We start from the raw sequence: 13,641 nt of genomic DNA on the forward strand, positions 1-13,641 counted from the left end.
GTCCCACGTCCAGACCTGGCCATCCCGCTCTCCGTTCGCCTGGCCCCAGTCCGCGCGTGGGCGCGATGGGGCCACGCTGCCCCCGGCTGGTCACGGGTGATGCGGGTTCGGTCCAGATCGGTGAGCGGTCAGAACCACAGGCCGAGCTCGGTGGCGGTGCCCTGTTCGGCGAACAACCCGGTGACGTGGTCGGCGGCGTCCTTGACCTCGTCGGGTGCATCGCCCATGGCCACACCGCGGCCGGCCCAGTGCAACATTTCGAGGTCGTTGAGGCCGTCGCCGATGGCCAGCACGTCGTCAGCGGCGATGCCGAGGTCGGCGGTCACCCGGTTGAGGGCGTGCGCCTTGGTGATGCCCTCGGGGGCGAGGTCGAGCCAGGTCGACCAGCCGATGGCATAGCTGACCGAGTGCATGCCGATCTGGTCGGCCAGGGCGAAGAAGGCCTCACGCTCGGCCTCCGGGTCACGGACGACCACCCGACTCACCGGCTCGGCGCACAGGTCGTCCAACGACTGGTAGTGCAGCTCGCCGGTGAGGTCCCCCTGTGGGAAGGGCTTGTTCAGCCGGTAGCCGCGCCCGACGACCTCGACCGCGATCGCGGCCTGGGGGTGCAGCTCGTTGACCCGTCGGATCACCGGCCCCGGGTCGAAGGTCTCGACGCTCAGCAGCCTGAACGGAGGGTGCTCGACCACGACCGCGCCGTTGGAGCAGACCGCCGGGCCCTTGGGCAGCGCGAGTGCTTCGTGGATGCCCTGGGTCGAGTACCAGCCTCGTCCGGTCGCGAGCACCACCGGCGTGCCGGCGTCGACGACCCGACGGACGGCCTGCGTGACGTGGCCGGGCAGCGTGCCGTCGAAGTCGAGCAGGGTGCCGTCGATGTCGAGGGCGATGAGCTGGGGACGCCAAGCCATGTCACCAGCCTGCCAGTCGCGGGGAAACGCTCGGTGACGACCGGCCCGGCCGGGCAGTGAACACTCGGTGTCGCGCCCTGGACTGGATCAGGCGGCGCGGGTGGTGCGCTGGCTGCGGCGAGTGAGCACGGCCTGGTAGGCGGCGATCACCTGGGCGAGCGTCGGCTCGACGCGGCGCAGCCGGGCCTTGGGCTGCTCCTGGGCGGCGCGGGCCTTGCGCAGGTGGCGCTTGACGGTCGACAGCGAGCAGCCCAGGCGCTGGGCGATCGACTCGAGCGACTCGTAGGGGTTGGCGTTGCGCAGGCGGACGACCTCGTCGTGGTCGACCTGGCGGTTCGGGGTGGTGACCCCGGCCAGGGTGTCGAAGTCCTCCGGCTGCACGCGGATGCCCAGGATGCTGCGCATCTCGGAGCGCTGGCGGGGGGTGGTGCCGGCCACGTAACCGGCGACGTCGAACTTGACCACGGCGTTGTAGAGGCACTGGGTCATCAGGGGGCACTCGAGGCAGAGGTTCTCGGCCTTGCGCGTCATCATCGCCTGCTGGCGGCGCTCATCGACAGAGCCTGCTGCAGCGGAGTCCTCGAGCAGTCGGTGCTGGAACAGACCGGCGTATTCGGTGCAGGCAGGAGTGACGGTTTCGCGGGGGGCGGTGATGCTCATGTGCGTTGCTTCTCTCGTTCCCAGATGTGTGCTGACAAAGCGTCAGACGGCCTCATCTGGATGATTGGTTCCCCCGGATCGGCCGCCTGACTAGGCTTTCACAGCCTTGTGAACCGGGTAAGCGCGCCCAGTGGCGGCGGTCGCTCAACTTGTCTGGGTGCGATCCTCATGCCGCGATGAGTAGTCGCAACACGGCCCTTTGAGTACGACTACTCAGTGCCTGGGGGTCGCACCTTCTTGTCCACAATCGACCTGTAACGAATGGGCCATACATGGTGAACGAATGGCGCCTGAGAGACCTCGGAGAGTGACGAATGTCACCACTTGCGCCTACTACGAGATGTAGGAATGTTGACAGGCATCCGTGGTTGGGTGCTCGACCTGCCGTCGAGGTGCGCCGTCGGAGGGCCGACGCCTAGGCTGGTCACTCGTCATGCACCTGTTCCCACCCCGCGTCCGGGCCTACGGCCTGCCCGCGACCGCACCGGTCGGTCACACCGACGTCCTGCCGACCACAGACGAGGTTCCCGACACCCGCAGCCCAGGGCGGTTCCTGCTCTGGTTCCTGCGCCGACAGGCCGGGGTCGTGGCCGTCACGGCAGTGCTGTCGGTGCTCTGGTTCTCTGCCTCGGCCATCAATCCCTGGCTGCTCGGCAAAGCCATCGACACCGGCATCGCCGCCCGTGACATGTCGACCACCCTTGCATGGGCAGGGGCCATGTTCCTGGTGGTCTGCATCAGCGTGGCCGCAGGGGTCGCCATGCACACCACCTCGGTGGCCGGCTGGGTGATCTCGATCTACCGCACCATCGGTCTGGTCAGCAGGCGGGCCCTGAGCATGGGCCACGTGCTGCCACGACGCACGCCCACGGGCGAGGTGCTCTCGGTCGCCGGGTCCGACGGCGACACCTTCGGGGCCTTCCAAGAGGTCGTCGCCCGGGTGATCGGTGCACTGATCAGCTTCGGTTTCGTGACCGTGCTGATCCTGCAGCAGTCGGTGCAGCTCGGGCTGACCGTGCTGATCGGGGCGCCCCTGCTCGTCCTGTCGGCGGCACCGCTGCTCAAGCCGCTGCAGGCCGCTCGCGCCCGCGAGCGCACCCGCTCGTCCGACCTCACCGGCATGGCCACTGACATCGTGGCCGGCCTGCGGATCCTGCGCGGGGTCGGTGGTGAGCAGACCTTCGGCGACAACTACGCCCGCCAGTCGCAGCGCGTGCGCCAGTCCGGCGTGCAGGCCGGCATGTGGCAGGCCGGCGTCGACGGACTGGCCGTGCTGCTGGCCGGCACCCTGCTGGTCGTGCTCACCTACCTGGGGGTCTCGCAGGTGCTGCGCGGGCAACTCACCGTAGGGCAGTTGGTCAGCTTCTTCGGCTACGCGGTGTTCATGGTGTGGCCGTTGAGCACGATCTTCGAGTTCGTCCAGAAGCTGGTGCAGGCGCTGGTCGCCGCCCGCAAGACGGTCACCGTGCTCGGGCAGTCCGCCCCGTGGCGTACCGCTGAGCATCCGGTGCCGCTGCCTGGCGAGGTCGACATCGTCGACGAACGCAGTGGTTTCGTCGCGCACCCGGGACGGATGACCGTGGTGGTCTCGGCCGTCCCCGACGACACCGCGGCGCTGGCCGATCGGATCGGTCGCTACCTCACCGGCGTCGAGGACCCCGTCAGCCACGAGGTCGACGAGGCGCTGAAGGGACGAGCCGCCCGCCGCGCCCGCGGTGAGAAGGACGCCCAGTTGGCCGACCTGGCCAGACGCGATGCCGAGATCGCCGATCGTCCCTGGGGAGTCACGTTTGGTGGCATTGACGCCTCCCGCTTCGACCTGGCCGAGTTCCGCTCGCGGGTGCTGGTCAGCGACACCGGCGCGATGATCTTCGCGGGCACCCTGCAGGAACTCATCGACCCGCACGGACGAGCCACCCGCGACATCGCCGAGCAGGCCTTGCGCGTGGCCAACGCCGAAGAGGTCTACGACGCCCTGCCCGACGGGTGGCAGGGACGGATCGACGAACGCGGACGAGGCCTGTCCGGGGGACAGCGGCAGCGGCTGGTGCTGGCGCGCGCCCTGGTCGCCGAGCCCGAGGTGCTGGTGCTGGTCGAGCCGACCTCGGCGGTGGACGCGCACACCGAGGCCCGGATCGCGACCCGGCTGGCCGACGCTCGCCGCGGACGCACCACGATCATCACGACGGTGTCGCCGCTGATCCTGCACGAGGCCGACGAGGTGGTCTTCATGGTCGACGGCGTCTGCGTGGATCGCGGCACCCACCACGACCTGATGGCGAACTCACCGGCCTACCGGAGTGTGGTCGAGCGCGGGATCGACGAGGCCGACCTCGAGGTGCAGCCATGAGCGAGCAACCGTTGGCCACCTCGGCCGAGACCTGGCGTGACGGCACGGCAACCTCGGAGCGTCTTGACCGGGCGATGTGGACCCAGCCCGGCGAGCGCTGGTTGCAGGGCTGGACCAGGCGCCACGACCTGCGCCGCGCTCGCGCCGACGAGGTGCTGGCCGACTCCCGCAACCCGCGCTTGGGTCTGCCCGTGGCGTCGAACTCCAAGGCGATCGCCTTCCTGCGCGGGCTGCTGCGTGACCGAAGCCGAGTCGTCGTCCTGTTGACCGTGTTCGCCGCACTGTCGAGCGTGGCCGGTCTGGTGGTGCCACAGATCCTCGGACGACTGGTCGACCGGGTGCAGCGCCAGGACCCCTCACTGGGCGGGCAGTTGGCGGCGATCTGCTGGGCCGCGTTCGCGGTGGTCGCACTGCAGGCGGTGTTCACCTTCGTCGCCCGCTGGATCACGGCGATCTTCGGTCAGGACGTGTTGTCGGCGGCCCGTGAGCAGATCGTCCGCACGGTGTTGCAGCTGCCGCTGTCGCGGGTCGAGAGCGCCGGCACCGGTGACCTGGTCACCCGGGTCACCCGTGACGTGTCGACGATGGCCTCGGCGGCCCAGTGGGCGCTGCCGCAGTTCGTGATCGCCGGGGCGATGTCGGTGCTCACGCTGGTGGCACTGTTCGTCAACTCCCCGTTGCTGGCGATCCCGTCGGTGCTCGGGCTCGTCCTGCTCTACACGGCGGTTCGCACCTACCTGAAGTACTCGCTGGCTGGCTACATCACCGAGGGCCGCACCTACTCGGTGATCAACTCGACGCTGACCGAGTCGGTCGAGGGTGCCCGCACGGCCGAGGCGCTCGGGCTGCAGGCGAGACGGTCGGCACTGACCGACGAGGACTGCGAGGAGTCAAGCCAGGCCGAGCGCTACACGATGACCCTGCGCAACCTGATGTTCTTGCGGATGGACTTCGCCTACCAGGGTCCGCTGCTGCTCGTGGTGGTGTTCGGTGGCTATGGCTACATCCAGGGCTGGGTGACGCTGGGCCAGATTGCCGCTGCCGCCCTCTACATCCAGCAGTTGGTCGAGCCGATCGACCGGCTGGTGCAGGTGCTCGACCGAGCCCAGGTCGGCATGGCGTCGACGACCCGACTGCTGGGCATCGCCGAGGTGCCGGCCGACCGGGCACCGACCGATGCCGAGCCCGACGACGCCCACCTGGTCGGTCGCGACCTGCGCTTCGCCTACCGCGAGGGCCACGACGTGCTGCACGGGGTCGACCTCGATCTGGTGCCCGGCGAGCGACTCGCGGTGGTCGGTCCGTCCGGCTCGGGCAAGTCGACGCTGTCGCGGCTGCTGGCCGGCATCAACGGGCCTCGGACCGGGACGGTGACCGTCGGTGGCGCCAACCTGATGGAGCTCAAGCTCGACCGGCTGCGCACCGAGGTGGCGTTGGTCACCCAGGAGCACCACGTCTTCGTCGGCACCCTGCGCGACAACATCGTGCTGGCCCGCGAGGACACCGCCACGGACGCCGAGGTGTGGGAGGCGCTGGACGCCGTCGATGCCGGCGAGTGGACGAGGCGACTGCCGCTCAAGCTCGACACCAGGATCGGCTCGGGCAACCAGAAGCTGACGCCCGCCCAGGCGCAGCAGGTGGCGCTGGCCAGGCTGGTGATCGCCGACCCGCACACGCTGGTGCTCGACGAGGCGACCTCGCTGATCGACCCGAAGACCGCCCGTCATCTCGAGGGGTCGATGGCCTCGCTGATGACCGGACGAACGGTGGTCGCCATTGCCCACCGGCTGCACACCGCCCACGACGCCGACCGGATCGCGGTGGTGATCGACGGACGCATCGCCGAGCTCGGCTCACACGACGAACTGATGGAACTGGACGGCGAGTACGCCGCCCTGTGGCGGGCCTGGACCACCTGAGTCGCGCCGAGGTCGCTCGAGGGCGAGCCCACTGCACGCTGGTTGAGGAGCGCGCGTCTCGAGACCCCGGCACCCGAGACCGTTTGTGAGGGATCGCTGGGTCTACCCAGCAGTTCCTCACACTCCACGTGATGTCAGGTTCGGCGATGGCCGGGCCGACGCGTCAAACGCCGAAACAGTCTTCGAACGGACGCGGGGCAGGGTGGTCTCGACACGTCCGCTCGTTCCTCGCGGACTGCTCGACCAGCCAGAGGACGGGCAGGGGGCGGTTCACACTCGACCAGCCAAGGCGGTGGGCGCTCTGATGTCGCCGGGAGGGCCGGACATAAGGGTGGGGGCCTGGCGTAGTATGAGTACTCCAGGCCCCCGGTCGTCAGCGTGTGGCACCGCCAACACCGCAGCTCCCACACGGTCCGCCGCCGCTGCCACGAGCGACCAGCGCCGCACCGCACGGCCACATGAGTCAGATCTCGCGATCACGTCCGCCCCGAGGGGCCTTCGTGCTCAACCAGATCGACAGGGCCGAAGGTCCGGCACCGACCTGAGTGCTGGTCCACGATCCACACTGGGCCGAGGCCCGCTGGTTCGAGACCCTCCCCGCCAGGTGCGGCCGGAGCCGTCCTTGACCGGGAATCAGGTGGTGTGCCTGGAGTTCCGATCCGCCGTTCTTGCGAACTGCGTAAGAGAGTTCTATCGAGCTTTCGCAAGCGTTGCAAGGGTGTTTCGAGAACTTTCTCCAAGGATTTTCTCGTCCACAACCCGGTTCACAGAAGCGCTCCACTTGTGCACAGCATTCTGCAGATGTGCACAGGTTCTCCACTGATGGGTGTGGACATCTCTGCGACCCTCCCACCCCTTCGTCTCGGCCCCACGGAGTGGGCGTCCGAGGATCGGTTTCGTCGAGGCTGCGGTGTGTCGCCGCACTGCGATGGCCGGCTGGTTGTGGAATGGACACGACCCCGCCAAGTATGAGCTGGCGGGGCCGTGTCGTCCATGAACACCGAGGTCGGTGGCTCAGCGTCGAGCTTCCCCCTCGGCCAGGGCGGCGAGCCTCTGGATCGAGGCCATCAGGTTGGTGGGCGACATCCGCCGGGCCCGCTCGAGCCGCTGCGGATCAGTCAGCGCGCTGAAGTCGTAGGTGTGGCGGACGAGGGTGCCGTCGTCGGACTCCTCGAGCTCCCAGCCCCACTGGTGGCCAGGGGGAGTGGTGCCGGCGTCGGCGGTCTTCCAGGCAATGGCTCGTCCCTCGTCGAAGACCGTGACGTGGTTCTCCTTGGTCTTGCCCGACGTGTTGTGCATCACGAAGACGTCTCCGACCTTGGTGACCCGTTGGGCGGCGGGTGCCTCGGCGAGGTTGTCGTTGCCGTCCCAGCGCGGCTGCTGGCTGGGGTCGGCGATCAGTTCGAAGATCACCGCTGCCGGGGCGTCGACCAGACGCTCAGCGACGATCATGGTGGCCATGCTCTGCTCGGTCATGCACCGATCACACCACCAACCGGGCTGCCAGCCAAGCGAGTTGCACTCACTCGCTGGCGATGGCTTCGAGCACGTTCGTCCGGGCAGCCCTGTGGGCGGGCCAGACCGCGGCCAGCACGCCCACGACCGCTGCAGCGATGACGAAGGCGACCAGCTGCCCCACCGGAACGTCGAGGCGGTTGATGCCGTCGTCGGCCATCAGACGTTGCAGCGAGATGCCGAAGACCGTGCCCAGTCCCACGCCGACGATCGCGCCGAGCAGTGAGATCACCACTGACTCCAACGTGATCATCCGCCGCACCTGGCCGCGGGTCAGGGCGATCGCCCGCAACAGGCCCAGTTCGCGGGTCCGCTCGACGATGCTCAGGCCCAAGGTGTTCACGATGCCCAGCACGGCGATCACGATGCTCAGTGCCAGCAGTGCGTACAACAACGCCATGGTCTGGTCGACCTGTTGCAGCACCAGGTCGGTGTACTCGTTGACGTCCATCACGCTGACCAGCGGCATGTCGGCCAGTGTCTCGTCCAAGGCCTTGCGCGCGGCGGCGTGGTCAGCCCCCGGCTTGAGGTGGATCGACAGGAACATGTCCTGCTGTCCGAGCCCGATGTCGGTGAGGGTCTTGGTCGACACCCACTTCTCGACGATGGCCGAACCATCGCCTCGGGTGTAGATCCCGACCACCGTCAGCGTCAGCACCCGCTGGGCCTGGGGGGAGTAGACCCGCTGCACCGAGCCCAGCCCCAACTTCTCGGCCGCTGCGGTGTCGGCCTCGACGATCATCTCGCCGGGAGCCGAGAACATCCTGCCCTCGGTGATCCTCTGCGGGAAGGCCTGGTCGAGCGAGTCTGCCTCCATGCCGCCGACCACCGTCATGTGCCGCCCGGTCACGTCGTTGAGGTACTCCTGTGGCGGCATGGCCTGGCCCTCGGGCACGTTGTAGACCATCGCTGCCTTCATGGCGTACACCCGGTCGACCTGCTCGACCTTCGAGACTGACTCGTTGACCTGTGCGGGGAACTCCTGGAACCCCTGTCGGGCCACCATGAAGTCGCCGCGCACCGTCGAGTTCACCTGTTCGGCGACCGACTTGGACGACGAGGCGCCGAAGATCGCCATCAATGACACCAGGGTCAGACCGATCATCAGGGCCGAGGCGGTGGCCGCGGTGCGACGTGGCTGGCGCACGGAGTTGAGCTCGGCGAGCTTGCCCACCTCTCCGAAGAGGGCTCGGTAGACCTTGCCCACCAGCCAGACCACCGGTCGTCCCAACATTGGCGTCGCCACCGCCACGCCGATCATGGCCAGCGCCATGCCCACGCCTGCCCAGGTGACCGGGCTCGGCACGTCGACGAACAGCCCGAGCACCAGTGCGGCAGCGCCTGCCAGTGCCATCGCCACTCCCACGACGGCACGCCTGCCCAATCCCTGGTCACTCTCGGTCTGGGCACGCGTCATGGCCTCGATCGGGGCAATCCTGGTGGCGCGGCGGGCTGGTCCCAGGGCGGCGATCAGGGTGACCACGATGCCGGTCGCCAGAGAGGCGATGACGGCGTTGAGTCCGAGGCTGATCGGGGCATCGCCGATGTCCCAGCCGCCAGCGGCCATGGCCACCTTGATCACCTGCGCCAGCAGCACACCGGCGAACAGTCCGATGATCGAACCGACGACGCCCATGACCAGCGCCTCGGCGAGCACCATGCCTCGGATCTGGCCACGGCTGGCGCCCATCGCCCGGAACATGGCCAGCTCACGTGAACGCTGAGCCACCAGGATGGTGAAGGTGTTGACGATCAGGAAGGTCGCCACGAGCAGGGAGATGCCGGCGAAGACCAGCAGGAAGATGTTGACGAAGTTGAGCGCCTGCCCGATCGAGGTCTCCTGCTCCTTGGCCAGCGAGTCGCCGTCCCGTGCGGCGTAGCCGGCCGGCAGCACCTGCTGGATGTCGGAGGCGACCTTGACCCGGTCGGCATCGGGGGCGGTGACCACCCAGGCACCGGTGAAGGTGTTCTCGCCGCCCAGGAACAGTTCCTGGGCACGCTGGGTGGTGAAGAAGGTGTAGCTGGCACCGGCGGTACCGCCCTCACCGAACGCCCCGGTGCCGACCACGGTGACCTCGATCGTCCCTGCATTGGGGGTGATCACCTTCACCCGATCACCCAGCGAATGGCCCGACTTTCGCAGTGACTCGGGGTCGACCACGATCTGGTCGTCCGCCTGCGGCTCGTGGCCGGAGTAGAGGGTGACGCCGTCCTGGCCCCCGTAGGCGGGGGCGGTCGCCCAGTTGAAGCCCAGTTGCGGGGGACCGAACGTCGCCAGGGCCTTGCCCTTGGTGTCGATCATCATGACGCCCATGCCGGCGATCTCGCCGTGGGCCGAGGTGACACCGGGCACCTGCTTCACCCGTTCGATCACCTCAGGCGTGAGCCGGCTTCGTCCCGCCTGTGCACCGTCGACCTGGGCGGAGGTGTCGGGCGCAACCTGCACGTCGGGAATGCTGCCCTTGATGATCTGGTCGAAGGAGCCCTTGAGCATGTCGGAGAACACGAACGATGCCGACACGAAGGCGACACCGAGCACGATCGCGGTGACGGCCATGAGCAGCCGCAGCTTGCGGCTCCACAGTGACCCGAAGGTGGCCTTCCGCATCGCTCAGGCCTCCGTCGTCTCGGCGTGGCGTGGCAGTCGGACGGCCTCGGCGCGTCCGGTGCGGCGCGGATCGAGCCGACGCATGGTTTCGAGCACCTGGTCGTGGGTGGGATCCTCGACGTCCTCGACGATGCGTCCGTCGGCCAGGAACAGCGCCCGGTCGGCATAGGACGCACTGACCGGGTCGTGGGTGACCATCACCACGGTCTGGCCCAGGTCGTCGACGCTGTGGCGAAGGAAGTTGAGCACTTCACCCGCACTGGTCGAGTCGAGGTTGCCGGTCGGCTCGTCGGCGAAGACGATCTCGGGACGACCGACCAACGCGCGGGCGCAGGCCACGCGTTGCTGCTGGCCGCCGGACAACTGCGACGGCTTGTGCGACAGCCGATCGGCCAGCCCCACCGCTTCGATCACGGCGTCGTACCACTCTGGGTCGGGCTTGCGTCCGGCGATGGCCAGCGGCAGCAGGATGTTCTCCTTGGCGGTCAGCGTGGCCACCAGGTTGAACTGCTGGAAGATGAACCCGATCCGCTCGCGGCGCAGCTTGGTGAGCGCGGCGTCCTTGAGGGTGCCGACGTCAGTGCTGCCGATCAGGGCACGGCCAGAAGTCGGACGATCCAGGCCCGCCATGCAGTGCATCAGCGTCGACTTGCCCGAGCCCGACGGCCCCATCACCGCGGTCAGCCGCGCGGGCAGCACCTCGACCGACACGTCGTCGAGGGCGACGACCTGGGCATCACCGGTTCCGTAGGTCTTGACGAGGTGTTCAGCGGTGGCTGCCGGAACCGACATGGTGCATCCCTTTGGGTGAGGTTTCTGATACCTCGATCAGATCATCCCAAGGGGCTGTTGGACCATGGGGCTCACCCCCTGAGCCACCCTGAGGTGACCCCCAGGTGACGCGCACAACGCGTACGGCCCGGCTCAGTCGACGCCGGAGTCGATGGCCGCCTGGTCGAGGCGCGCCTCGTCGTCCTCGGTGCGAAGACCCAGGGTCGGGATGACGCCGGCCTGACCGGACTCGAGTTCGCCGACCAGCTTGGCCTGCGCGCCACCGAGCTGGCCCTGGGCCCCGTAGAGCTCGAGCTTCTCGCGGGTGTCGGCGATGTCGAGGTTGCGCATGGTGAGCTGCCCGATCCGGTCGGTGGGACCGAAGGCGGCGTTCTCGACGCGCTCCATCGAGAGCCGGTCGGGGTGGTAGCTGAGGTAGGGGCCGGTGGTGTCGACGATGGTGTAGTCATCACCCCGGCGCAGCTTCAGCGTCACCTCACCGGTGACCGCACTGGCCACCCAGCGGGTGATCGACTCACGCAGCATCAGCGACTGCGGGTCGAGCCAGCGTCCCTCGTAGAGCAGCCGACCCAGCCGCAGCCCTTGGGAGTGGTAGTTCGCCAGGGTGTCCTCGTTGTGGATCGCGTTGAGCAGCCGTTCGTAGGCGACGAACAGCAGCGCCATGCCGGGGGCCTCGTAGATGCCGCGGCTCTTGGCCTCGATGATCCGGTTCTCGATCTGGTCGCTCATGCCCATGCCGTGGCGACCGCCGATGGTGTTGGCCTCCATCACCAGGTCGACCGGCGAGGCGAAGGTCTGGCCGTTGATGGCGACCGGTCGTCCCTGCTCGAAGCGGATGCTCACCGTCTCGGTCTCGATCGTCACCGACGGGTCCCAGAACTTCACGCCCATGATCGGCTCGACGGTCTCGAGCGAGACGTCGAGGTTCTCGAGGGTCTTGGCCTCGTGGGTGGCGCCCCAGATGTTGGCGTCGGTGGAGTAGGCCTTCTCCTGCGAGTCGCGGTAGGGCAGGTCGCGTTCGGTGAGCCAGGCACTCATCTCGTGGCGTCCGCCGAGCTCCTCGACGAAGGCCTCGTCCAGCCAGGGCTTGTAGATCCGCAACTGCGGGTTGGCGAGCAGGCCGTAGCGGTAGAACCGCTCGATGTCATTGCCCTTGAAGGTCGAACCGTCGCCCCAGATGTTGACCTGGTCGTCAGCCATTGCCCGGACGAGCAGGGTGCCGGTCACTGCGCGGCCCAGCGGGGTGGTGTTGAAGTAGGCCTTGCCGCCGCTGCGGATGTGGAAGGCGCCGCAGGCCAGGGCCGACAGGCCCTCCTCGACCAACTGCTCGCGGCAGTCGACCATGCGCGACAGCTCGGCGCCGTACTGCATCGCGCGCCCGGGCACTGACTCGATGTCGGGCTCGTCGTACTGGCCGATGTGGGCGGTGTAGGTGCAGGGGATGGCGCCGTGCTCGCGCATCCAGGCCACGGCCACCGAGGTGTCGAGGCCGCCGGAGAAGGCGATGCCGACGCGTTCGCCGGCGGGCAGTGAGGTCAGGACTTTGGACACCCGTGAAGCGTATCGCATATCTATTCCGACGACCTAATAACTATTCCGTGCGCTGGTCAGGCAGGGCTCAAGGACCCGGTCATGCGGGTCGGACGACGCGGCGTCCGCGACGGCGCAGCCCGACCAGGCCGAGCAGTCCGACTGCCGCCACCACCCCGAGCAGTCCGGCCAGCAGGAAGCCGGCCCGCCACCCGAACTGCTCCATCGCCAGGCCGACCAGCGGTGGCGCCATCGTGTTGCCGCCGGTCATGAACGAGCCCTGCCAGCCCATCACCTGTCCGCGGTAACGGTCCGAGACGGCCTGCTGCAGTTGGTCGACGCCTGCCACCAGCGCGGGAGCGCAGAACAGACCCGCCACCAGCAGCAGCACGTTGAGCACCACCACACCGGTGCTCAGTGCCACCAGGGCGGTGGTGATGCCCAGGCCGAGGACGATCGCCAGCAGCGGTACCGGGCGGCTGAGCGCGCCGTAGAGCAGCCCGGCGAGCGCCGAGCCGAGGCCCCAGATCGCCAGCGTGATGCCGATCAGCGGCGCCCGGTCCCAGGTGCGCAGGGCAGCGATGATGGCCAGGTCGGTGCCGGCCAGGATGAACCCGGTCACACCGACCGCAGCCAGGATGCCGACCGCTCGCGGCGTCACCCAGGCGAGGCCCCGTGCCCGGCGGTTCGTGGCGGCAGGTCGTGGCGCTTCGTCCACTTCGCCCTCAGGGCGATGGGCGTCGCGGATCGACGGGTTCCACCAGGTGATCACCGAGCAGCCGACCAGGAACAGCCCGGCGAGCAACAGCAGTGCCCAGCGGGCGTCCCAGGTGGTCGCGAGCGCGACACCGATGGGTGGCCCGGCCATGAACGCCACCTCGACCACGGTCGAGTCCAGCGAGATCGCCGAACGCCGTAGTGGGGGAGGGGTTGCCCCGATCACGGCCGAGCGGGTGATGGAGAAGATCGGGAAGCTCATCAGCCCGGCAACCGCTGCCAGCGGCAGCATCATCCAGTAACGGTCGGCCAGGGCCATGCCGAGGTAGGTGGGCGCGAGCACCACGATCGAGGGGATCGTCGTGCGACGCAGGCCGATGCTGTCGAGCAGGTGGCCCCGGTAGGGCGCCGAGATCGCCATGCCGATGGTCAGCACTGCCCCGACCAGTCCGGCCGCACCGTAGCTGGCGTCGAAACGTTCGATGACGTAGAGGGTGAGCACGATGCCCAGCGCGAAGTGCGGAACCCGGGCCAGGCTGCCCAGCGCGACGATCGCCCGCACCGCAGGGATCCGCAGCACTTCGCGGTAGGCGTCGAAGTTCACCGGCCGAGTCTTTCACGCTCGCCTCCGGTGCTTGG

Annotated in this window: 9 protein-coding genes; 2 read left to right on the top strand and 7 right to left on the bottom strand. The window is 68.4% G+C overall.

Going from position 1 to position 13,641, the window contains the following annotated elements; genetic code table 11:
* Window positions 1-128 precede the first annotated feature (128 nt).
* The gene (locus IE660_RS08355) at window positions 129-911 is read right to left on the bottom strand and encodes an HAD family hydrolase (protein WP_203567908.1); all 783 of its coding nucleotides are present in this window, start codon (window positions 909-911) and stop codon (window positions 129-131) included.
* Window positions 912-998: 87 nt separating this feature from the next.
* Window positions 999-1,571: a WhiB family transcriptional regulator gene (locus IE660_RS08360; RefSeq protein ID WP_203567909.1), complete on the bottom strand. Its 573-nt coding sequence runs from the start codon at window positions 1,569-1,571 to the stop codon at window positions 999-1,001.
* A gap of 433 nt (window positions 1,572-2,004) precedes the next feature.
* Between IE660_RS08360 and IE660_RS08365 the strand changes: the two genes are divergently transcribed.
* Together IE660_RS08365 and IE660_RS08370 are read left to right on the top strand one after the other, a co-directional pair.
* Complete coding sequence (locus IE660_RS08365; protein WP_203567910.1) at window positions 2,005-3,921, top strand: ABC transporter ATP-binding protein; 1,917 nt, start codon at window positions 2,005-2,007, stop codon at window positions 3,919-3,921.
* Window positions 3,918-5,840: an ABC transporter ATP-binding protein gene (locus IE660_RS08370; protein ID WP_203567911.1), complete on the top strand. Its 1,923-nt coding sequence runs from the start codon at window positions 3,918-3,920 to the stop codon at window positions 5,838-5,840. The genes IE660_RS08365 and IE660_RS08370 overlap by 4 nt, the downstream gene beginning before the upstream one ends.
* Window positions 5,841-6,854: 1,014 nt before the next feature.
* Here IE660_RS08370 and IE660_RS08375 read toward each other — a convergent pair.
* The 5 genes from IE660_RS08375 to IE660_RS08395 all read right to left on the bottom strand — a co-directional run bounded on the left by IE660_RS08375 (window position 6,855) and on the right by IE660_RS08395 (window position 13,606).
* The gene (locus IE660_RS08375; RefSeq protein WP_203567912.1) at window positions 6,855-7,316 is read right to left on the bottom strand and encodes an SRPBCC family protein; all 462 of its coding nucleotides are present in this window, start codon (window positions 7,314-7,316) and stop codon (window positions 6,855-6,857) included.
* Between the two features lie 46 nt (window positions 7,317-7,362).
* Window positions 7,363-9,963: an ABC transporter permease gene (locus tag IE660_RS08380; RefSeq protein ID WP_203567913.1), complete on the bottom strand. Its 2,601-nt coding sequence runs from the start codon at window positions 9,961-9,963 to the stop codon at window positions 7,363-7,365.
* A 3-nt stretch (window positions 9,964-9,966) separates the two neighbouring features.
* Window positions 9,967-10,755, bottom strand: a complete 789-nt coding sequence (locus tag IE660_RS08385; protein ID WP_203567914.1) for an ABC transporter ATP-binding protein — start codon at window positions 10,753-10,755, stop codon at window positions 9,967-9,969.
* Window positions 10,756-10,887: 132 nt separating this feature from the next.
* Window positions 10,888-12,324: an argininosuccinate synthase gene (gene argG, locus IE660_RS08390; protein ID WP_203567915.1), complete on the bottom strand. Its 1,437-nt coding sequence runs from the start codon at window positions 12,322-12,324 to the stop codon at window positions 10,888-10,890.
* A 61-nt stretch (window positions 12,325-12,385) separates the two neighbouring features.
* Complete coding sequence (locus IE660_RS08395; protein ID WP_203567916.1) at window positions 12,386-13,606, bottom strand: MFS transporter; 1,221 nt, start codon at window positions 13,604-13,606, stop codon at window positions 12,386-12,388.
* Window positions 13,607-13,641 lie beyond the last annotated feature (35 nt).

This window comes from Aestuariimicrobium ganziense (assembly GCF_015352975.1).
Classification (GTDB): Bacteria; Actinomycetota; Actinomycetes; order Propionibacteriales; family Propionibacteriaceae; genus Aestuariimicrobium; species Aestuariimicrobium ganziense.